21 protein-coding genes are annotated in these 21,497 nt (G+C 65.6%); 8 read left to right on the top strand and 13 right to left on the bottom strand.

From position 1 onward, the window contains the following. Nucleotides 1-12: 12 nt before the first annotated feature. Together F0U60_RS15415 and F0U60_RS15410 are read right to left on the bottom strand one after the other, a co-directional pair. A complete protein-coding gene (locus F0U60_RS15415) occupies nt 13-1,347 on the bottom strand; it encodes a hypothetical protein (RefSeq protein WP_395819997.1) in 1,335 nt (444 codons plus the stop codon). Between the two features lie 454 nt (nt 1,348-1,801). Then, entirely contained in the window at nt 1,802-2,047 is a 246-nt protein-coding gene (locus tag F0U60_RS15410) for a hypothetical protein (RefSeq protein WP_395819991.1), read from the bottom strand. Nucleotides 2,048-2,390: 343 nt separating this feature from the next. Between F0U60_RS15410 and F0U60_RS15405 the strand changes: the two genes are divergently transcribed. Then, the gene (locus F0U60_RS15405; protein ID WP_395819988.1) at nt 2,391-3,602 is read left to right on the top strand and encodes a JmjC domain-containing protein; all 1,212 of its coding nucleotides are present in this window, start codon (nt 2,391-2,393) and stop codon (nt 3,600-3,602) included. Nucleotides 3,603-3,618: 16 nt separating this feature from the next. On the opposite strand, the gene F0U60_RS15400 is transcribed toward F0U60_RS15405, so the two are convergent. The 5 genes from F0U60_RS15400 to F0U60_RS15380 form a co-directional block, all read right to left on the bottom strand. After that, nucleotides 3,619-5,355, bottom strand: a complete 1,737-nt coding sequence (locus F0U60_RS15400) for a DUF4135 domain-containing protein (RefSeq protein ID WP_395819985.1) — start codon at nt 5,353-5,355, stop codon at nt 3,619-3,621. Nucleotides 5,356-5,537: 182 nt separating this feature from the next. After that, nucleotides 5,538-5,693, bottom strand: a complete 156-nt coding sequence (locus F0U60_RS15395) for a hypothetical protein (RefSeq protein WP_395819982.1) — start codon at nt 5,691-5,693, stop codon at nt 5,538-5,540. Nucleotides 5,694-5,770: 77 nt separating this feature from the next. Next, nucleotides 5,771-7,117 (bottom strand): JmjC domain-containing protein, encoded by a 1,347-nt coding sequence (locus tag F0U60_RS15390; protein ID WP_395819979.1) that lies wholly within the window; start codon nt 7,115-7,117, stop codon nt 5,771-5,773. A 3-nt stretch (nt 7,118-7,120) separates the two neighbouring features. Further along, complete coding sequence (locus F0U60_RS15385) at nt 7,121-8,362, bottom strand: JmjC domain-containing protein (protein ID WP_395819976.1); 1,242 nt, start codon at nt 8,360-8,362, stop codon at nt 7,121-7,123. Continuing rightward, entirely contained in the window at nt 8,359-8,961 is a 603-nt protein-coding gene (locus F0U60_RS15380; protein ID WP_395819973.1) for a DUF6624 domain-containing protein, read from the bottom strand. Before F0U60_RS15380 ends, F0U60_RS15385 begins: the two co-directional genes overlap by 4 nt. A 256-nt stretch (nt 8,962-9,217) precedes the next feature. Between F0U60_RS15380 and F0U60_RS15375 the strand changes: the two genes are divergently transcribed. The 7 genes from F0U60_RS15375 (at nt 9,218) to F0U60_RS15345 (ending at nt 14,933) form a co-directional block, all read left to right on the top strand. After that, nucleotides 9,218-9,454 (top strand): bacterioferritin-associated ferredoxin, encoded by a 237-nt coding sequence (locus tag F0U60_RS15375; RefSeq protein WP_395819970.1) that lies wholly within the window; start codon nt 9,218-9,220, stop codon nt 9,452-9,454. Then, nucleotides 9,451-9,927 (top strand): bacterioferritin, encoded by a 477-nt coding sequence (gene bfr / locus F0U60_RS15370; protein ID WP_395819967.1) that lies wholly within the window; start codon nt 9,451-9,453, stop codon nt 9,925-9,927. Before F0U60_RS15375 ends, bfr begins: the two co-directional genes overlap by 4 nt. Before the next feature lie 322 nt (nt 9,928-10,249). Then, nucleotides 10,250-11,065, top strand: coding sequence for a siderophore-interacting protein (locus F0U60_RS15365; protein WP_395819964.1), 816 nt, complete (start codon nt 10,250-10,252; stop codon nt 11,063-11,065). Nucleotides 11,066-11,155: 90 nt separating this feature from the next. Continuing rightward, a complete protein-coding gene (locus F0U60_RS15360) occupies nt 11,156-11,635 on the top strand; it encodes a GNAT family N-acetyltransferase (RefSeq protein ID WP_395819961.1) in 480 nt (159 codons plus the stop codon). Between the two features lie 376 nt (nt 11,636-12,011). Then, the gene (locus F0U60_RS15355; protein ID WP_395819958.1) at nt 12,012-12,770 is read left to right on the top strand and encodes an SDR family NAD(P)-dependent oxidoreductase; all 759 of its coding nucleotides are present in this window, start codon (nt 12,012-12,014) and stop codon (nt 12,768-12,770) included. A gap of 426 nt (nt 12,771-13,196) precedes the next feature. Next, nucleotides 13,197-13,367 (top strand): hypothetical protein, encoded by a 171-nt coding sequence (locus F0U60_RS15350; protein ID WP_395819955.1) that lies wholly within the window; start codon nt 13,197-13,199, stop codon nt 13,365-13,367. A gap of 357 nt (nt 13,368-13,724) precedes the next feature. Further along, nucleotides 13,725-14,933 (top strand): M57 family metalloprotease, encoded by a 1,209-nt coding sequence (locus F0U60_RS15345; RefSeq protein ID WP_395819952.1) that lies wholly within the window; start codon nt 13,725-13,727, stop codon nt 14,931-14,933. 49 nt (nt 14,934-14,982) lie between these two features. On the opposite strand, the gene F0U60_RS15340 is transcribed toward F0U60_RS15345, so the two are convergent. From F0U60_RS15340 to F0U60_RS15315, 6 genes are all read right to left on the bottom strand, one after another. Then, nucleotides 14,983-16,263, bottom strand: coding sequence for a HupE/UreJ family protein (locus F0U60_RS15340; protein ID WP_395819949.1), 1,281 nt, complete (start codon nt 16,261-16,263; stop codon nt 14,983-14,985). Then, entirely contained in the window at nt 16,260-17,471 is a 1,212-nt protein-coding gene (locus tag F0U60_RS15335; RefSeq protein WP_395819946.1) for a DUF3500 domain-containing protein, read from the bottom strand. Before F0U60_RS15335 ends, F0U60_RS15340 begins: the two co-directional genes overlap by 4 nt. Nucleotides 17,472-17,637: 166 nt before the next feature. Further along, nucleotides 17,638-19,506: a TolB family protein gene (locus F0U60_RS15330; RefSeq protein WP_395819943.1), complete on the bottom strand. Its 1,869-nt coding sequence runs from the start codon at nt 19,504-19,506 to the stop codon at nt 17,638-17,640. 303 nt (nt 19,507-19,809) lie between these two features. Further along, the gene (locus F0U60_RS15325) at nt 19,810-20,145 is read right to left on the bottom strand and encodes a DUF4180 domain-containing protein (RefSeq protein ID WP_395819940.1); all 336 of its coding nucleotides are present in this window, start codon (nt 20,143-20,145) and stop codon (nt 19,810-19,812) included. A 120-nt stretch (nt 20,146-20,265) separates the two neighbouring features. Further along, entirely contained in the window at nt 20,266-20,913 is a 648-nt protein-coding gene (locus F0U60_RS15320) for a cupin domain-containing protein (RefSeq protein ID WP_395819937.1), read from the bottom strand. Then, entirely contained in the window at nt 20,910-21,449 is a 540-nt protein-coding gene (locus tag F0U60_RS15315; protein ID WP_395819934.1) for an RNA polymerase sigma factor, read from the bottom strand. The genes F0U60_RS15320 and F0U60_RS15315 overlap by 4 nt, the downstream gene beginning before the upstream one ends. Nucleotides 21,450-21,497: the final 48 nt, after the last annotated feature.

Genomic DNA, 21,497 nt, shown 5'->3' with positions numbered 1-21,497 from the left:
CATCCGGATGGCTCAGCTTCTCGCGCCACCTGCGTTGACACTCACCGCGCGCCCGAGCCGACGGCGCCGTATCCACGCCGATCGCGGCTCAGGTCGCGCATCGAGCTCGATCGGTTGGGGAGACACCTTCTTCTTTCTGGATGGGCAGCAGCCATTCTGGAGACAGGCCAACAGGTCGACCAGGCTGCTCCCCTGCAGGGTGGCGCCGATGTGCTGGAGTGTCTCTATCGACAGCTTGCTTTTGTTGGCCAGTTCCTGGAGCACCTTGAGGGACCGCTCGCTCCGGGCCTCCTGAAGACGGGCCTCCTCCGGGCTGAAGCCAGACGCGCCCGCGCGCTGGAGCTGCCGGTAGATCGCCCGCATGTCGATGGCCCCACGAATACCTACTTCCCGCGAATGGAGGATCTCCTCCCGCAGGTAGGTGATGAGGAGGGCCTGGTCCATCCAGTCGATGATGCGCGACAGGGGGTACAGGGTGCGCAGCGCCAGCCACCCAGGCTCCACCCGAGCCAGGTGCTGGATGTCGAAGACGCCCAGTTCCTCAAGCCGCTCGGCGACCTGCTCCGTGATGCCATCCACGTAGCTGAGCGGCAGGGGCTCGGTGCCGGGTGCATCCGGTGTGAGGGCCTGCCGGAGCCGCTGGTTGAGCGCCTTCATTCCCACAGAGGGAAACAACCCGAGGGAGAAATACAGGAAGGCCGCCGACACGCTCTCAGTCGGACGGAAGAAGCCGATGGAGCCCAGCACATAGCCCAGCACCATGAGGATGAGCGCCCGGAGGGCGGAGGACATGACGAACTCGGCGGAGAGGGCCGCCGTCCGGATGCGGAAGATGGCGAGCCCCAGGGTGTAGACGTAGATGCCGCAGCCGGCCAGCTCCAATCCCCGCAGTCCGTCCGGGTTCATGCCATCGATTCCCTTGGTGACCAACAGCAGGGCCAGGCAGAAGAAGGGCACGGCGAGCAGCAGCACCCCGAGGATGAACTGCCGGAGATAGCCCTGCTGCGCGAGCACCTCACCACTCAGCTCCCGGTTGAAGATGGGGGGCAAGGTGCCATTGGTCCGCTTTTCCGCATACGCGGACAGGAAGGACTGGTAACTCCTCACCTCCTCGCGCCGCACACCGAAGATGCGCTGGGCGCTCAGCAGCCGATAGCCCAGCAGGAGGAGGCTCGGCATCAGCGACCCCATGAGCGCCAGAACAAGGTGTCGCCCGTTCACCTCCATCTCCAGCCACAGCAACCCCAGAGCAAACACGATGGCCGCGCTCAACAGCAGCAGCAGCAACACACTCCAGCGATCGCTCGTTGTGCGTGACGAGCCCGGTGAAGGGTTCGCCCCAGCCACGACTGCAGGTTCCTGACGTCCTGTCTCACGTTGATGCCGCACGTTCGCCCCCTTCAGAGAGGAGAGCCGGCGTCATGCCGTTTGTGACACCTCTTCTGACCCTCCCGGGGCCTCACCCGTTCCAGCTGGCTTCCTCGCGAGCACACACAGGTCCACGGCCCTGCCGCGAACCTCTTGGGAGGGCAGCCTACCCCTCGGCTCCAGCCCTCGCCTCCAACCGTCCTCGCATTGGGTGTTTCTCTCTTAGGCTTCAACCCGAGGAGGCGCTCGTCTGCCCTTCCCCACAGCACCCTTTGGCATGAAGCCCACGAGAAGCTGGCTCGGTCGTGCTGCGCGTTGTCGCTGGAAGCTTCGCGCTGGGTGGCCCCTGGCGTCTCCTGCCACCAGGGGCCCCGCGCATGACGTCCCAGGTCACGGCGGCTCCCGAGCCCCCTTCATCCTCAGGGGCTCGGAATCACCATTCGACTCCGCACTCAAGGCAGAGCGTCAGGGTCGAACAATAGCCCGGAGTCAAATCGTAATCCTTGCAGAGCCGGTCGGCCCTCTCGCACTGGAACGGGGTCGGACAGCCCAGGGCCTCCGCGCTGGGAGTCGCCTCCACGTGCTGCGCCGGAGCCCCGTTTGCCGCCATGGCCGCGCCCGCGATCACGCCAGCCGCCAGGGCCAGAGACAGCGTTCCCATCTTCCAAAGCTTCTTCATCTTTCCTCCTGGAGTGATGTTCTTTCAAGCCAGCGGACTCCAACAGCTCCGCTGCTCCACCTGCGCGGGATTGCGAGGTGTTGTGAACTGTCTACCGGGCCAGCGTGATGAGAGCGTGACGGGCGAACAAGTGGGCATGGCCATCCAAACATGGGGAGAGCGACCTGCCCCTTCGCGCTCCCCTCGCCTTCAACCGTCCTCCCATTTTATGTTCCTCTCATATGCTCAAACCCTGGAGGCTCTGCTGATCCAACGGACCGCTTCGCATGCGACCCGCTTCGCTGTCTCGGAGACCTTCTGGGATGGCTATCTCCGCGCCCACCCGCTGAGCAGACCCGCGGTGGTGCGGCGTCCGTTTTCCGAGCCCCTCACGACACCGGAGGAGCTCTTCCAGGGCATCACCCTGGCCGCGACGGATGCACGCGCGGGGAGACCGAATGAGCTCCGGCTCTACCTCGGGGACCCGAAGATGGTCTATCGGCACACCGCCGAGTACCTGGGGGACAGGTATTGGGAGCTGCTGCCCCGGGCGGAGGATGGCTCGCTCGGAGGGTACGCCGAGCGGCTCCGCGCACGGCATGGCTACACCTGCTTCGCGCTGATGCTCAACAACTGCCAGACGGTTGTGCCGAGGCTCTGGTTCCGCCTGCGGGACTTCTACAGTGGCCTCTTCGAGCGCACCGGCTTCCTCCGGGGGGGCACAGACTGCAACCTGTTCGCGGGGAACTACCGAGCGACGCCGTTCGGTGCCCACACGGACGACCAGGATGTCTTCACGGTCATCATCGAAGGGCGAAAGAGGCTCCTGGCATGGCCGCCGAAGGTCTTCCAGGAGATGGAGCAGCCGCTGAGCGAGAACCCTCACGACTACCAGCGCTACCGCTCGCGCGCCCGTGTCCTGGAGGGGAAGGCGGGAGACCTCCTCTACTGGCCCCGAGAGTACGGCCACGTCGCGGAGTCGGTGGATGAGGGGCTGGTGACGACGCTCTCCCTGGGGCTGGACCGCGGCTCGACGGCAACCTCCTGGGTGGAGGCAGCCCTGTCCGAAGTCATCGGCGAGGCCCTGTCCGAGGAGAAACAGGCCGCACCGCTGCCCTTCCGGAAAAGCAATCGCCCCAGGGCCGCGCGATCGCTCCCACGCGACTTCACCGTGGCGCTCAAGGCGGCCCAGAGCCCCAAGGCGGCACCCCGGCTCGAGCGTGCGCTCCGCCTGCGCTGGCTGGGATGGGTGACGGGCCTGGGGCTGAAGCCGCCGCCTGAAGTTCCCGTCCCGAAGCTCGCGAAGAGCGACCATGTACAGGCGGACGCTGGCTACCCCATCCTCTGCGTCCCGTGGCGCGACGAGCTGCACATCGCCGCCAACGGGTTCTCGGTGGCATTCCCCGGCGCGAAGGGGCACGCAGCGCTGATCCGCGCACTGAACCGAGGCAAGCCGCTCACCGTGGGGAATGCGCTCGAGCAATTCTCGGAGCGCTCGACGCGCGCGAGCACGCGTCTGCTCCTGAGCAAGCTGATAGCCTTTCGCGCCCTCGAGAAGCTGACCGCCGAGAAATGAGCGCGCGAGCCGTCGCTCAATCCGTGGCGTGAGCCTCCAGCGGCTCCATGCTCACGCGGAGCGCCCGGCCGCGCCAGGAGTACGTCAGGCGCTGGCCCACCTCCCTCCAGTTGAAGGACACCGCTCCGCGCTGCGCGTCCCGCAGCTCCATGCGGACGCCCCTGCGCGAATCCTCCGCGACGCGCTGGCGAACATCGTGGAGGACAAAGGTGACAGCGTCGCGGACAGCCACGCCGAGGTTCCCCAGGGTGATCTGCCCCCCGTCCAGCACACGCCTCGATGGGGGAGGATGGGGCTCGAGGATCTGCTGCCGTCCCGCTCGCTTCTGCGCGAACGGCTCGGGAGGAGGTGCCAGGTGGAGCAAGGGCCCCCCCTGCGCCTGCCGGAAGAAATACGGCACGTCGAACCGGTGGAGTTGCTCCCACTCCTCTCGACTGAAAAGGCTCCGGCCTCGTGGACGCACAGCCGGCGAGTGCCGAGAAGACAGGAACAGCCGATCCAACGCCTCGACGTACAGGGCCGTAGGCTTGACCAGGACGCGGACGAAGCGCCGCTGTGAGGCACGCTTCAGGAACCGGACAACCTTCGACTGCTCGAGCAGCAGCAGCGTCCAGAGATCGAACATGCCGCGGAGGAATGGGAGGAGATAGGCGCCATAGCCAATGTTTCCCTCCGTATCGGCCACGACGGAGCGAGCCTCCTCACGGGCCCAGGGCTGTGTCCGTCGTTGCAGGCACAGCCCGCCATCAGGCGACGGGAAGAAGCACGCCAGCGGGCCTCCGACGGTGCACCACCGCGCCAGACGCTCGAACCCCACATGGTGGTTCCCACGCTCTCGCGCGTCTGAGATCAGCCCCGTCTCCGTGAGCCTGCCAATCGGAGCGAAGAAGAGCTCCATGTCCACCGGGTAGGGCAAAGGCTGCCGCGTCCCGCGCCGAGTGCCCACCAGAACGTTGCCCGCGAAGAGATCCGCGGCGCCCAAGGCGAAGCACGCGGCCGTGAGTGAGCCGGCGTGGTGCCAGAAGCGCTCGGCTTCGGGAGGCGTAAGCCGGCAGCCCTCGAGCCGAACGCTCCCGGACTGCCGGAGGACCCCCCACTGGCGGGGCCGGGGAATCCACTCCTGCCAGCTGTAGGCCGCTCGGTCGCGGCCCCGGCCCTCGAGGATGCACATCGTGGGAAGACGCACGGTGCCGGACGCAGCAGGCAGACGGTTGAGCCACTCGAAGAGCGAGCGCGCGACTCGACCCCGCCCTTCCTGCAGGAAGAGGGCTTCCCCGCCGGCGGGGCGAGGCTTGTAGGCCAGTGCGCCTCCCTTGCGAAAGCGCAGCTGCAACACGCTCTGCCGCCCGTTGTGCGTCTCCTCGGGATGAGCCCACAGGCCGACAATGGGCCCGTGGAAGCCTTCCTGACGAAACACTCCCGCGCGCTCGTCGCGGGCGAGCCGCTCGAGGAAGAGCGAGAAGAACGCCTGGAATCCCTCCAGCAACGTTCGCAGGCCCGGATGAGGACGGCCTTCGTCGGCCGCAGCGCACAAGGTGAAGGCGTCCGAGATCAGCGGACCAAACAGCGCCCCGTTGGTGATGGTGAGCAGGCGCGGAGCAAGGAGCTCCGGGTGCCGTCGCGCCGTGCTCCGACACCAGCCGCCAAGTTCCTCCAGGAACTCCTGCAGCGGACGAAAGCGGGGCAGTGCTAGCGCGGAGCGGAGGAGCCGGGCGTCCTCTTCACCCTGAAGGGGCCTCGCGGCTCGAAGCACACCCTCCGGACCGAGTTGGGCCACAGGAGGGAACAAGGAAGAAGCACGGCCCTTTCTCACAGCCTCCACCAGACGGCGGGATTGCGGAGGCAGAGAAGGGGCCGGCCCTGAATGCGACGTCGGAAGCTCCAGCAGCAGGTCAGCCTTCCGGGCTATCGCGCGGCGTGGAGCCAGAACCCGTGTCAGATGCAGTAGATCCGAGCGCAGGACCCACGGACGGTCTTGGACGAAGGCTGCTTCGTCGTCGTTTTCTCCAGATCGCGCATCATCGCAACGAGCTTCTGCTTGGCCTGCTTCGACGACCGGGTGGTCTTTACCTTCGCATGTGCCTTGGGCATGACGGCCTCCGCGAGACTGCAGGTTGGAGCACCAATCATGTTCCCCTGCGTACAACCCCGTCAAGCCGGGTAGGCCACTAAAGCAAGGAGCCCCGTCCGAGTCGGGTCAGCGCCCGAAACCCTTGAAGCCTCTCCAGCACGGCTCTCATGTCATCGCGTGTCGAAACTTTCACGCTCCCTGCTCCTCGTGCCCTCTCCGCACGAGAACGAAACGGGCGCAGAAGCTCTCCGACACGAACCTCGTGTCCCGAATTCAACATCTCGAACAGCCGCGCCACGGCCTTCGCGCTTCCCGCTCCGAGCAGCGCATGCCCATTCCCGGAGCAGATCCAATGCCTTGCATCCACCTGCTCGAAGAGGATCGGAAACCGCGGGTCCACACAGATGCGGTCCTCATCCGCCAGCCGCCCCCTGCGTGCTGGGGGCGGCACGGGCTCGAAGCCGCCTGCGGTGAGGCGCTTGAGCCAGGTGACCTGGATGTGCCTCAGCGTCTCCCGGCGTCGGCTCACGTCACGAAACGCGTCCACAGCCTCGAGGAGCGCGCGGGGCAACTCGGGAGAGAGGGGCCCTCTGCGTGTGAGCACGCCACGCGCCAGGGGCGAGGCGCTCACCGTCGCCAGGCGGGTGTTCCGCCACTCCTGCTCCGAAAGCGAGGGCTCATCGATGGTGCCACGCAGCAGGTCATCGACGTAGTAGACCGTGTGGTGCTCCGTGCGAGGGATTCCAACGTTCACGCTGGTGGCCACCTCCTCTCCCGCACTCTCCCCCACGTGGTAGTAGCTCGAGGGCCAATACAGGATGTCCCCGGGCTCCACCTCGGCGACGAACGACTCCTTCAGGTATGGCGCGTAGTCCAGGATCGTGCTCACCGGCTCGCTCCAGGGCTTCTTCGGCCAGAACCGCATCCGCTTGCGCCCCTTCAGCGCGAAGAGAAAGGTCGTGAAGCGGTCCAGGTGGACGCCCACCGGGCTGTGCTCATAGTTGCCGTGGAAGAGCGTTGTGATGGCACCGGACAGCGGCACGCCGACGCGCCGCCACAGCTCTGAGAAGAAGGCCCGCTCCTTGGACCAGAGGCTAAATCCAGAGGAGTACAGGCTCGCAATGATGAGGGCGTACTTGCGCGAGCCCAATCGCCCCAGGATGCGGGCCTCATAGGACTCCAGGGAGCCGTCAGACTCGTGCGGGAGCCATGGCTTGAGGAAGAGCTGCTGCTCCCGATCGATGGTGAACTGGAGGTTCGAGCGAGAATCCGTGGAGTAGCTCTGCTTCAAGTAGCTCCGGGTTGCACCGGCTGCCGCGTCGAAGACATCCGCAACCTCGAAAGGTGACGCGGACGTCCCCTTGTAGAGCACCGGGCGCTTGTTCCAGTAACGCCGCACGAAGGTATCCCAGTCGAACCTCTTCGCGACCTCGATCCGCGGCATCCGTCAGGCCCCTCTCTCGGACACAAGCTCGATCCCGCGCAGCGCGAGGAGCGTCTCCAGAAGCTCGCGGAGCTCTGTGCGCCGGGCCCCTCGCCGCGCCACCCGGCAGAGCTCACCTACCCGCAGCGCAGCTCCAGACTCCAGCGACTCGAGAACCTGGGCGGCCTCGGGGCTGTCCGAGCCGGGGAACACGTGGCCGTTGACGGCCCAGATCCATTGCCCTGAGCTGTCCAGCATCCGCACGATGTGGCTGCGCGGCGCTCCTCGAACGAGGGAGGAGTCGTCCAGGGGCAGGACCTCCCGGGGAGGCGGAGCCGGCTCGAGCCCACAGGCACTGACGCGCCGGGCCCAGATGATGCGCAGCGCTTGCTGAAGCTCTGGGCTCCGCGCCACCTCTTCGAACGCACCCGCCGCACGTACCAGAGGCTCGACAGGGGCACGGGCCCCCTTCCGGCGGCGCCCCGGGTATTCGAGATAGGGAACCGTGTGATCATGCGGGAGCCGGTGGTCCATGAACTTCGTGAGAAGCTCCTTGACCACATGGGTCGGGCGGCTGCCCTGCGCGGGAATCCACAGCCGCAAGGCCATGCACTGCTCCCTGCACTCCTCGAGGTGGAAGGAGCGCGAGGGCACGTACAGGATGTCTCCCGCCTGAGCCTCCAGCGTCGTCGCTTCGGAGAGGTGACGGTCGAAGTCGACGGTCTCGTTCGGCGGATCACCCCAGAGCTTCTTCCAAACATGGATCCGCATCCGACCGTGGAGGACCAGGATGAAGACCGAGTGATGGAGTCGCTTCGCGACGCCTTGCGGTGAGCGGGCGAAGTTGCCCACGAACAAGTCACTGACGATGGGGAGCACGGGGACACCGACGCGCTCCAGCAGGCCCCGAACAAAGCCCCGGACGTCATTCCAGAGGGAGAAGTCGAGCAGGAGCGACTGCTCGACGAGCAGCTGGAACCCCTTCTGCCCCAGCAGGGCGGAGGCTCGGCGGATGTAGCTGTCCACATCCCGCTCCCGGGCACCGGGGAGGAGCTTGCCAGGGGAGCGCAGCTGCGCGTTCTCGACGAAGAACCGCACGTCAGGCAGGGCCCTGAAACGCGTGCCGAACCGGAACGGCTCGCTCGCCGTGATGATGCTCTGGAAGGCCTGCGCTGGCGGGACGATGGGACGGCCGAAGGGGACGTGCGCGGGAGCCTTCTCCCAATGGCGCCGCACGAACTTCTCCCAATCGGGTCCGCTTCTCATCGCTGCCTCGTTGGCGATAGCAGGTAGGTGCGTTGAAGCCGGCGAGCGTAAGCGCGCAGAGGCTCGAGTTCCATCTGTTTGCGTCGCTCGTCGACCTCGGACTCCCTCTCAATGGGATACGGGACGAGCCTGCCCTTCTCCTTGCGGAACTTCGTCCCGAAGAGCTGCTTTCTCCCTGTCCGCATGCGCAGCACGTCGGTGAGATAGGCCACGTGCCGCAAGGGAACATCACCTCTCGCCGCGGCCTCCTTAAGCAGACGCAGACACCGTTGCTGGAAGGCCAGGGAGCAGTCGGCGTGCTGGATGAGCCGGCTCGCGGCATCCGCCGCTGCACTCCCCACCAGACCCCGCCCAGGCCACCCGTGGAGAGCGATCACCTCGCGCAGCCAGTCGATCGCCGTGGTGTTCAGCGCCACGAGCTTGCGCTCGAGCGCGCGATCCTTGAAGCCGGTCGCGACCCAGCGGGAACGGAGGACGCTGTCGATGCGGTCGAGCCGCAGCAACTGAGCACGCACCTCGCGGTTCAGTCCGCTGTCCTCCTTGCGTGGCGTCCTGGCACGTCCCGGCGTTCGGTGCCGTTTCGCTGCAGCGCTGCGCATCGGGTGGGACTCCTCTGTCATCACCGCTGAACCGGAGGAGGATAGCCTACGGGTCCCACCGCACGGTGCGACTTCCGCACACATGCACGGAAGGCCGCCTGCCCTCCAACCAGCCAGACCCCGCGAACTCCCCAGCTCGAAGCTCTCGCCCAGAGCCCTACCCGGGCGCACCTTGACCGGCGCGTTTTTGAAACTTATTATCATTCTCATTTGAATGACCGCCATGTGCCGCGGTCGGTCGTGAGTCGAGCCCTGTATGATCGTGTGCCTCTGCTATGTCGTGTCGGATAGGACCATTCGAGCCCGGATCTCCGAGGGCGTGGAGACGGTGGATGATCTGGGACGCGCCTGTGGAGCAGGGACCGGGTGTGGTGGGTGCAAAAGTCAACTGGCGCAGCTGCTTATGGAGGCCCGTCAGGGCACTTGTGGGCGATCCACCTCTCGCGAGGGTTGTACGGGTATCCCCCTGCCATTAGTGTCGGCCGCCCTATGAAGGGCCATCCCCAGATCATCGACCTTCTCAACGACATCCTGACCACCGAGCTGACGGCGATCAACGAGTACTTCCTGCACGCGCGCATCGCGAGCAACTGGGGGTATGAGCGGCTCGGAAAGAAGATCTACGAGGAGTCCATCGGCGAGATGAAGCACGCCGACCGGCTCGTCCACCGCATCCTGTTCCTCGAGGGCCTGCCAAACCTGCAGCGCCTGGGCAAGGTGAACGTGGGCGAGAACATCCCGGAGATGCTCCGCCTGGATCTGGACCTGGAGCTCGGCTCGCAGAAGCGCCTCAACGAGGGCATCGAGATGTGCCGCTCGCTGGCGGACAACGGCAGCCGCGAGGTGCTGGAGAGAATCCTCGAGGACACCGAGGAGCACATCGATTGGCTCGAAGCCCAGCTCGAGCTGATGAAGCAGGTGGGCGAGACGAACTACCTCGCCCAGCAGATCAAGAAGGAAAGCTGACGGGGTCGGTCTTTGAACGGGCGAGTCGTTCAATTCGACCGGCACGCCCGAGGCATGCCCTTTCAAACACCGCGTGGGTAGAGCGTGGCGGAATCGCCATAGCCCGGCGTTGATCCCCCCTGCTCTACCGCCTCATCAAATACCGGTCATGCGCCTCTGGGGACGTCGACGGAGTTGAAAGACAGAGGCTCGCCCCGAGCCAGGACAGGCGCAGAAGAAGAAGAAGAATGAAGAGGCCCTCGCAGCAAGACTCGGCGTCGCCATTCCGGCGAATGGCCGACAGCCAGCACCCGGCGATGCCGCTCAGTTAGATTCAGCCCCAATGACTACACGTGAACGCGTTGTGCGAAAGGGACCTTTCCCCATCAAGGTCCGTATCCTCGAAGTGCTCCGGACCACCCGCCTGACTCCAAACATGGTGCGGGTGACACTCGGAGGAAAAGACCTGGAGGGGTTCCGGAGCGAGGGCGCGGACGACCATGTCCGGTTGTTCTTCCCGGCCGAGGGTGAGCGGATGCCCGTCGTTCCAACTGGGATGGGGCCTCGGGGCCTGGAGTTTCCGCCGGACAAGCCGCGGCCGGCGCTGCGCGATTACACGCCCCGGCGACATGATCCGGCTGCGGGGGAACTGGACATCGACTTCGTCATCCACGGCTCGGGACCAGGCTCCACGTGGGCGGCCCAGGCGAAGCCGGGTGACATGCTGGGTGTCGCCGGTCCACGTGGCTCGATGGTGGTCACCTACGACTTCGACTGGTACCTCTTCTTCGGAGATGAGACCGCGCTTCCCGCCCTTGTCCGCCGACTCGAGGAGTTGCCCGCGGGGGCTCGTGCCATCGCCTTCGTTGAGGTCGCCGACGCCTCCGCGCGGGTGCCGATCCAGACCCAGGCCCACCTGGACTTGACCTGGCTGTACCGGGAGGGAGCTAAACCCGGCTCGACGAACCTCCTGGAGAAGGCCGTTCGTGAACTGTCCTTTCCTCCGGGGGACTACTTCGCCTGGGGCGCGGGGGAGTCCACCATCATGCGCACGTTGCGCCTGCACCTGCTCAACGAGCGGGGCCTGAACAAGGCGTGGATGAGCGTCACGGGGTACTGGAAGCGGGGCGTGTCGGACCACGATCACGACGAGGAGTGAGCACCCTACCGGCTCATCCGCAGCGTCCCTGAATTGAGCTGACGTCGCGAGCCTTCGTAAGCGCGCGACGTCAGCGTTAGGCTTCGCGTCATGAGACAGACCTCAGCCGCTATCGTCGTGCGTGACTACCGCCCCGAAGATGTGGACGCGCTGATGGACCTGTTCCGCACCGCTGTGCTCCAGGTGGCGCGGCGCGACTACACCGAAGCCCAGGTGCGGGCCTGGGCCGGGCGGATGGACCGGGAGCACTGGCTCAAGCGCCTGGCCGCCAAGCCCACCTTCATCGCCGAGGTGAGCGGACAGATCGCCGGCTTCAGCGACCTGGAGCCCGACGGCCACATCGATATGCTGTTCGTGCACGCGGACCATCAAGGTCGGGGCGTCGCCGCAGCGCTGTTCGACCACATCCTGGCCCGTGCGAAGGCGGCGGGCCTCGGGCGCCTCTACACCGAGGCCAGCCTCACCGCCCGGCCGTTCTTCGAGCGCCGTGGCTTCACGCTCATCGCGGCGCAGGACGTGCCCGTCGCCGGGGAGGTGCTGCGCAACTTCCGGATGGAGCTGGCTCTTTAGCCGCACGCGCTGAACACCTCGACACTCTCCCTTTTCGTGGTACGGACGAAGAGTCGGGTCCACCGGAGCGGATCCTGGCTTCTTCCTGTATCTGCCACGGCAACGGCACCGCTCGCGGGCACTGCAGGCCTTCGTCGAGCACCTGCTCCGCCGGTTTGGCCGGCGCTCCTAGCCTCGCCCGGTGGGCACTCGACCGTCCTGGGGCATGACGGGTCATTGAGAGGCTCCGACAGGCTGCCAGGCGGGACGCCCCCGGATTGTGCCTTCGTGGCTTAACAAGCCATCCGCATCGTGGCGCATTATCGCCACGGTGGCGGCGACTACCTTCCGATGCGAGGTCACGAATGAGCGTGACCGCCGTGAGGAAGGAAAAGCCATGACGCTCAACGCAAACCCCGTGAAGGAGTTGGAAGGCAAGGTCGCCATCGTCACCGGCGCTGCTGGTGGCATCGGCCGCGCGACCGCGATGCTGCTGCGCGAACGCGGTGCCCTCGTGGTCGCCGAGGACATCAAGCCCGAGGTGGAGCAGCTCGCGTCGCTGGACGGCATCGCTCCGTTGGTGGGCGACGTGTCGAAAGAAGAGACCGCCCGGCGCGCGGTGGCTCTCGCCATCGAACGCTTCGGCAAAGTCGACATCCTCGTGAACAACGCCGCTCGGATCCTGAACAAACTCGCGGTCGACATGACCGTCGAGGAGTGGGATTCGATCATGGCGGTCAACGCGCGTGGGATGTTCGTCCATGCGCGCGAGGCGCTGCGGGTGATGATCCCCAAGAGAGGCGGGTCGATCGTGAACGTCGGCTCCTACGCCTGCTACTACGCCCTGCCGACGATCGCCGCCTACGCGGCGTCGAAGGGCGCCGTCGCTCAACTGACCAAGGTACTCGCCATTGAAAATGCCACCCACGGCGTGCGGGTGAACGCGGTCGCGCCGGGCGACGTGGAGACCGGGATCTTGGACGACGTCCGGTCTGATGGCCGCCAGTTCCTGGTCGAGCATGGGAAAGGCGCGCCCATCGGCCGCGTCGCCCAGCCGGCGGAGATCGCCGAGGTGATCGCCTTCCTAGCCTCTGACCGGGCGAGCTTCGTCACAGGCTCCGTCGTGATGGCCGATGGCGGCTACACCGCGGTCTGAGTGGTACCGACCCTGGCGGGCCCCTTCCTGGGCCCGTCATCCTACAACCCATGCCCATGCGAACCACACAAGCCCGACGTGTGGTTTGTCTATTTAGTCACTGGCGTGCCAATAACTAACGTCCTTATCGACCCGAATGGCACGTACCGCAGCTTCTGAGTGTGCGGCAATGACAGTCGCATCTACGAGTGCCGGGACTCGGTCTGGTTCTTTATCAACACCCTCTGAAAAAAGTCCTCGGATGGGTCAAAAGGCGGCGCGGGATTCGACCTTGAGGTGAGGACTCGCTTCCACTCGCTGGCGTCAGACCAGCGCCTCGATAAGGGTTTCCACCAGGGTCATAACATACCCACAGACTGTGCGAACATGCGCGTGTTCGTGCTTTTTGTTGCGAAATCACCTGCGTTTTTGCTACTTCATCGAGCCATGACAGAGCATGCGCCGCTGAGGTTGCTCGTGGCCGGTCACCACCGGTCCGAGACGAGGGATGAGCCCGCGAAGATCGCCGCGAACGTGCGGGCGATGAATGAGGTCGCGCTCGACGTCTTCCGCGCGAAACACCTGCCGGTGACGGAGAGGCGCTGGCCCTTCCGTTGATCGAGCTCGGGGGGTTCGAGCTCCTCGGCACGGCACTGACGCATCTGACAACCGGGCCAGGCGTCCCCAAGGAGATGCCCCAGCCTTTCGTCGAGCTCAGCAGTCCTATCGTCCAGAGTGGGCGCCTCTACCCACGTCATCTCCACCGCGATAGCCAGTCCATCAACTCCGGCAACCCCTTTCATATTCTGCCCTGAATGGCGGAATGCCCTGTCCTGCCTGAATCACCGTTGCTGTAGCTTTCACCACCTCAACACCAACAGAGAAAACACACACATGCGTAAGCCTATGAATTCCGTGGCCAGGGGACCGGCCCGCGGTGAACAAACACGCTCAAACATGAAAGAGGATGGTTGGATGTTTTTCAAGATTACCAAAACATTGAACATTCCGAAGGCAGCACTCCTCGGGCTCCTGTCCCTCTCCCCTCTGGCTTGTGATGTCAACGGCCATGAGCAGAGCCAGGACCCGGAGCCGATCGGCCATTCCGAGCCGATGTCGTTCGAAGAGTTCCTCTCCGGCGTATACAAAGAGCCGTGGGAGGGCGGCGTCTATATTTATGACGGCGACACTCCCGCGCATTCGCTCGAGGAACTCAAGAAGGCCTACTCCCGAATGACCACCCAGCAGCAGGGGCTCGTGGTCAACCTGGAGAGCGGGATGGAAGACATTTGGACCACCGAGCAGAAGCGCAACCTTCGGTACTGCATCAGCGACACCTTCGGAACTCGCAAGTCCGCCGTGGTGAGCGCGCTGGAGGCAGCGACGTCTGAATGGGAGGCGTACGCGGACGTCAACTTCATCTACGCGGCCGATCAGGACAGCACCTGCACCACCACTAACAACAACGTCGTGTTCGACGTGCGTCCGGTGTCTGGGACGGGTTACGTGGCCCGGGCCTTCTTCCCCAGCTCCCCTCGGTCCAGCCGGAACATCCTCATCGACAGCTCGGCCTTCGTCTCCAGCGTTCCGCTGAGGGGCGTCCTGTTGCACGAGTTGGGTCACACGCTCGGCTTCCGGCACGAGCACACGCGCCCCGAGGCGGGACGGTGCTTCGAGGATAAGTCCTGGCGCGACCTGACCCCCTACGATCGCTCCTCAGTGATGCACTACCCGCAGTGCGGTGGCACCAACGACAACCTCGACTTCCTGTCCGACTACGACAAGGAAGGGGCCGCGGTGCTCTACGGCAGCAAGACTTTCGCCGCGCCCATTCCGCCTCCGGGATGCGGCTGGCTCCCTGTCGACTACGGCCTGCGCCTCGAAGACGAGCTGTACTCCTGCGACGGACGCTTCCGGCTCCGCATGCAAGGGGATGGCAACCTGGTGCTCTACCAGGGTGATACCGCGCTCTGGGCCTCGAACACCCGGGGAAAGCCCGCGTACGGCGCCTACATGCAGTGGGATGGCAACCTGGTGATCTATTCCGGCCTGCCTCGACCCATCTGGGGCTCGGAGACCGATGACCACCCCGGCGCACAGCTCGCGCTCCAGGATGACGGCAACGCGGTCATCTACACCCCCGATTTCCAACCTATCTGGGCGACGAATACCTGCTGCCACTGAGCTGAAGCACCCGCCCCCATCTTCCGCGATGGGGGCGGTACGCGGCAGGCTACCCGAGGGCCGCCCTCCGGCTGCGCCTGGACATCGTCAGCGCCACGCCCGCGAGGACGACGAGCCCCACCCAGGCATGCCCCGAGGCGGCCTCGACCCACGGCCCGAGCGGCGTGCTCACGTCCAGCGCTCGCTCAAGCACCCAGCCGCACGCGGCGGCGCCTCCCACGGCCGCGCCGCCGATGCGCAGCACGGTGAAGCCGGGCGCACGGCTCCACAACAGGAGCCAAGGCAGGACGAGCAGCACCACCGCGGCCTGCATGACCTCGATGCCCAGGTTGAAGCCCAGGATGCTCATCGCCAGAGCGCCTGAGTCGAACCCCATACCCGCGAGCACCGTGGCGAACGCGAGCCCATGCACGAGTCCGAACCCAACCGCCACGAGGTGCTCCCGGCCTGGGAAGAGCGGGCGCACCGCGTGCACGGCGGACACGAGGATGCTCACCGCGATGAGCACCTCCACGGGCTGGCTCGGCAAGCGCAGCACCCCCACGGCGGCGGCGGCCAACGTGAGCGAGTGGCCCACGGTAAAGGCCGTCACCACGCCGAGGACGCGCTTGAGGCTCGCGCCCAGCCGGTCCGGCTCCCGCCATCGGCCCCCGTGCGCGAGCAGCGGCGCGGGGAGTAGCAGCACAAGCAGGAACAGCAGGTGGTCCGTCCCCTCGGCGATGTGGTGCAGGCCGAGGCGGAAGACGGCCCGGAAGCCCGTCCACCACGACCCGTGCGTCCGGTCGATGAGGAGCGACGGCGTCTGCGCGCTCGCCGCCCCCACCATCTCCTGGCTCTCGCCGAAGAGGCCTGTGTGGAAGTCGCGCCGGACCGACACGAGGGCTCGGTGGTTCATCACCTGGTGCAGCACCAGCGTGTCGGTGAGCGTGAAGGCGCGCGCCGAGGCTCCCGGAGGCGCCCGCAGCGTGACGTGCGCCACGAGGCAGTCCCCATCCTCCACGCGCTGCACACCCACAGTGCCAACCTCGACCTCAAAGGGCCGGCCGTCGGGCGTGCTCGCCTTCAGGTGCTCCCGGACGTAGGCCGGAAGCTCCGCGGCCCGCTCGCGGATGACGTCGGCGGGCACCGCGTCGAACGACTGCGTCAGCGCGAGCGCGAGCTGGTCCAGGGGCATCTGGACCTCGGCCTCCACGGAGCGCTCCCCAATGTCGAGGAGCACGGCCGTGTTGCGCGCGAGGTGCGCGCGGGCGGACACCCCCGCCAGGAGCACGGCGAGGCCCAGCGCCCATGCCCTACCCTTCGTCGTCCTCTTGGCAGAGACGGTGCTCATGGGGTCAGCTGGTTCCCGTAGTCCGTCTGCTTGTCACGGTAGATGGTGTGGTAGTGCGTCTGGTCCCTGATGACGACGCCCTGCTGGCATGCGACTTCGATCCAGACGCGGGGCCCGTCGATGCGCATGTACGTGCCGTTGACGTCCACGTTGACGCCCGCGGACTTCGTACCGCCCCAGGCCACGTAGGTGTGGGCGTAGGCTTCCGGCGAGGTGTACGCCGCCACGAGCGGTTCGGAGACCGCGGGCGCGAAGTCGCTCACCCACTTCTTGATGGCCGCCGTCACCAGCGCCTGCTGGCTCTCCGAGAGCGTGGAGACAAGCACGCCGGCCTGGGCCGGGAAGACGACTTTCGAATAGCTGCCGGTCCCGAACTCCACGGGCCCGAGCACAACGTCGGAGAAGGTCCCCGGCAGGTAGGCGGCGTCGAGCTGCTCGGCGCTCAAGGATTTGTAGAGGGCAACCATCGCGTCGCCCTCGTCTGCGACCGGCGCGTAGGTGACGCCGTTGAGGGTGAAGGCCGACTTGGGCTCGGCGGCGATGTGGTTGGGCGTCGGGTAGCCCGTGCCGTTGAGGTACGTCACGTTGTAGGCCATGTGGTGGCCGCCAATCTGGAGCATCCAGCTCCCCGTCGTGGACGGCGCCCCGATGAACGCGATGATGTAATTGTCCGACGAGTAGTCGAGCACGATGCCGCCCATGCCCCCGTCACGAGGACCGCCCATGCCCCCGTCACTGCCAGGCGGAGGGCCGCCGAAGCCACCATCACCCCCGGTGCCACCGCCCAGCGAGTCGAGGTAGTCATCCGCCGCGAACACGCCCGTCATGTCCGCGTACCCCTCGGGGGTGAGGACCAAGGCGGCGAGCTTCAGCGCGGCCTCCTTGCTCTCGGCGCTCAGCGTGCCCCACTTCAGGCCATTGCGCGTGACGCCGGGCAGGTTGGACCAGTACGTCTTCGCCACCTGGTCCGTCCAGGCGTAGAGGACCGAGGCTTTCTGGGCCTCCGTCAGCGTGGCGAGGAAGGCATTGGACGCGCAGACCACCTGCTCGACGTGCGTCGTGGCGGTCGAGCAGTCCACCGTGGCGCTCCCTCCATCATCCGTGCCGGCATCCGTGGTGCCCGGGTCCGAGTCTCCGTTGCAGGCGCCGAGCGCCAGGATGGAGCAACTCACACCGAGACACAGCCATTTGATGGCAAATCGTTGCATTCACTACCCCTAGGGCAAAGTCTCTCAGGGTGCTTGTAGCTGTGAGATCTTAAGAGAGCCTGAAGACCGTGCGGCTCGAAAGCAGAGACTTCACGGGGGCCCGTCATTCACTCAATGGAGCCCCCGTTGTCCTTCGCTTGGGTAAGGCCTCAGCGAGCCGCTTCGCTCAGGGTGCCCTTGTCGGGAGGTAGAGCGGCATGGAGTCCTCCCAAAGGCTGTCGGTGATGATGCGCTTGCCGCTGCCGTCCGCGTTCATGATGAAGATCTGGCCATAGGGCTGGAAGGTATTGTCGTAGAGCGCGGCCTCGTCGCGGAAGCCGTACCTTCCGCTGCTCCACATGATCCTTCCGTCCGCGGTCCAGACGGCGTGGCCGTCATTCGCGCCATGCGTTGTGAGCTGCCGAAGGTCGGTTCCGTCCGGCCGGATCGTGAAGATGTCGAAGTTCACTGCATCCACCTTGCGCGTGAACACGATGCGGCGGCCATCGGGCGACCAGCCAGGCAGGTTGTCGTACTCGTTGGTCAGCACTCGAATGCTGCGGTCCTCGAGATTGAGGATACGCAGGCCCTTCTGGTCCTCGCCCCAAACACGGAACACGATCTGCTTGCCGTCGGCCGAGTAGCTTGGAAAACCCGAATGCGCCGTGCCGTCGGTGAGCGGCTCCCAGAACGTGCCGTCCCGGCGCACGCGCATCAGCGTCGCCTTGCCGTGACGGCGCTCCTGGAACCAGGTGCCGATGCCAAACGCGATCCACTGGCCGTCCGGCGACCAGGCAGGCTGGAAGGCGCCAGCGAGCCCCTTCCTCACCAGCTCTGGGTCGAGGCCCTTCCCTTCGACGTCGAACACGACCCGGCGGTTGGAGCCGTCCGGATTCATGATCACGATCGAGGAATTGCCGAGCTGCTTTTCGGTGATCGCCAACGTGCCGTCGCGCGAAAGGATCGGGAACACGTCGGTGTGGCGATAGTCCCAGTCCTTGTCCCAGCTGTAGAGCACTTTGTTCTGCGGACGCGCTGTGAAAATGACCTTCTCGTAGATGACCGTCGTGCCGTCCGGAGACCAGTTGGGCGACCGCAACGCGCGCTTAACGGCAGGTCTGCCGGACGTGTAGGCCAACCCCTCCTCTGGGCCGCCCTTGATGTGATAGCCGATCTCTTGCGTGCTCAGGAACTGCGGGAACAGTTTGAAACCGGGGCCCGTCGTGTGTTCGACCCGTTCGCCCGTCGCAACGTCAATCGAGACGATCTGCGATTCGACCCGGCCGATCCACTCGGGGCGATGCGCGCCCCACGTGCCTTCCGTGGTGATTTCGTAGAAGACGATCCGGCGACCGTCGGGTGACCATTTCGGTGAGCCCAGGCAGTATTCCGGCTTTGAAGCGACGCGGCGGAAACCCTCGCCATCGGCGCGAATCACGTAGATGCTGAGCTCCTGGGTGTGTTCCCAGCCACGGCCTTGGTCATGGCCGCGCCAGGGCGTGTTGCGGTCGCTGGAGAAGGCGAGCCATTTCCCGTCGGGAGACCAGGAGGGCCGGAAGAAGCCGTGCGGGCCATTCAAGTCGCCTTGGGTACTCTTGCCGCCCGTCAGATTGAGCATGCGCCCGGTCTTGAGATTCAGCACCCAGACATTCGCGAGGTAGCCATCGCGGGTCGAAACAAACGCCAGGCGGGTTCCGTCAGGCGAAAGCACCGCGGCATCGTCCACGGAAGCGCCGGTGACCCAAGGCTGGATGCCCGTCCCATCCGGGCGGCAGCGGAAGATGTCCGATTGGCCATCACCGTTGCGCTCGGAAGTGAAGAGCACCGATCTTCCATCCGGTGCCCAAGAGGCGTGATAGTCGAAGCTCGAAGTTTGCAGGAATTGGCGCTCGCCGGTTCCGTCGGCATTGGCGATGAAAAGCGCCGAGGCCGACGGGCCGATCCGGTTCATGAGCATGACGCCCTTCTTGCCGGTCGGGACTAGCGCGCCGGCGATTGCCTGACGGCCCAACAGGGCCGCTGCCGGGAGGGCGAAAAGAAACTCACGACGATTCATTACACACTCTCTCCTGGTTCGCGCCCTGCCGGATCCAACCGATCGGCTCTCGTATCGTGAAGCGACTGCCGACTTTAAAATGGGCCGGCATTGCTACGGATGAGGGGGCCACCTGTGCTCCGAGAGGGTGAGCTCAATCTAAGGAATCTGGGCATTCATAGGCAACCCGCACTTCGCCGTGAAACAAAAGAAAATAAAAGAAAATGAATGCGTAATACGCCTGGGAAGGCGTCAGACTCGACTTTCGCTGTTTTTAAATCTCCGAGACGAGATGATGTCGACCCCCTCTCCGGGATGAACGCGTCAAGTACGGAGCCAGGCTTCGGCTTCTGCCCGGGAAGGAACGAATCGCACCAGGGGGTGCGAGCGATGTTCGTAGGCAAGCTCCTTGAAGCGCTCTCCATGGACTTCCGGGTGGGGCACGACGATCGCCACGCGCAGCCGGTAGTTCACGAACTTCTGAAGAAACTCGCCTGCCAACCCACTGCGAAGGTTGAAGAACTCCGGAGCCAGGTCCTCCTCGGTGAAGAGGATTCCCTCCGCCCCGAAGCATGCGCCGATGGCATCAGTCACGTCCCGGACGGCTCGGATGGAGATGCCTGCTTCGGAGGCAACGAGGGCTCCGCGTTTTTCACTCATGATTTCTCCTCTCGGCCAAGGGCCTGGAGCAAGGACTGATATGGGAGGATGCTCCAAAAAGCGCTTCACGTCCAAGTGCTTCCCGAGAAGGTGTCAGCTCGAAACGTGCCGCTTCTGTTGTTACAACCCGCGCTCCATCACCCACTGGAGCATCCCTCGCCAGCCAGCCAGCCGAAGGCCCCGGCCCTCCAACCGCGACAGCGTCCAGCAGCCCTCGTGCGCATCCGCCCGCGCCTCGTGCTCCACGCCCGGGGACGTGTGGTCCCAATCACCGGCCTCCAACAACCGTCCGCCCAGGCGAACGCCTCCGGTCAGCACCAGCGAGTCCTCGTCTCCGAGGTGAACATGAAAGGGGAAGCGCCCGTCCGGAGGAAGATGCACCAGGAAGAGAGAGCTCCCGCTGGACTCGTCCCTCAGCAGGCGCGCCACACGGCAGCCTCCGCTGAACGTCGTCCGCCAGCGCCAGCTCCGCGGGGGAGGCAGGTCCGCCAGCAGGGCCGCTGGGAGAGGAATCCCCGCCACCGCCTCTGGCTGCCGTCGTGCCACCTGGACCCAGATGCGGTCCAGCAGGTCTGGAGGAGGAGTCTGCTCGGGCCAGGCCTCCAGCACCCGTCCTCCCGGGGCGCTCAGGCAAGCCACCTGCCGGGTGCAAACGGAGCAGTTGGACAGATGGGCTTCCATCATCAGACGCAGGGGCAGGTCCGCGTGACCAGTGGCATACGCCAGCAGTCGGCGTGCCTCGGGGTGGTAGGTGGGCGCGAGCATCATGTCTCTTCCCTCGTCAGCAGGAGGCGCATGCGGCCCAGCGCCTGGCGGATGCGCGACTTCAAGGTGCCCAGGGGAACATCGAGCATGGCCGCGGCCTCCTCGTGCGAGTAGCCTCGCAGGCAGGTCAGCTCCACCGCCCGCTGCTGGTCTGGGCTGAGTCCGGCCATCGAGTGCTCCAGGTCCAGTGCCAGCTCGGAGGGTGGCTGAGGGCCTTGCTCCGGCACCTGCTGCGCGGCTTCATCCACGCGCAACCGGCGGCGCCAATGGTCCACCAGTTTGTTGTGAGCAATCCTATATATCCAGGCCGCGGGTGCACCCTGCTCCGGCCGATAGGAAGAGGCCTTGAGCCAGACGGTCGTGAAGACTTCCTGCACCACGTCCTCGGCGAGCGACTGATCTCGCGTCACCTTGAGTGCGTAGCCCAGCAGCCGCCCGGCATACCGTTGATAGAGGCGCACAAAGGCATCCCGACTGCCACGAGCGACTTCTCCGATCAGGCTCGGGTCATCCCCACCTGGATTGACTTGCTCCTTCATCACTCCCCTCCAGCCTGGCCGCGCCATCCGCCTCAGGAGGTGGAAATC

The sequence above is a fragment of the Archangium minus genome (assembly GCF_044360475.1).
In the GTDB taxonomy this organism is placed as follows: domain Bacteria; phylum Myxococcota; class Myxococcia; order Myxococcales; family Myxococcaceae; genus Archangium; species Archangium minus.
The sequence above is the reverse complement of the archived record's forward strand: the minus strand, read 5'-3'. Positions and strand labels throughout refer to the sequence as shown.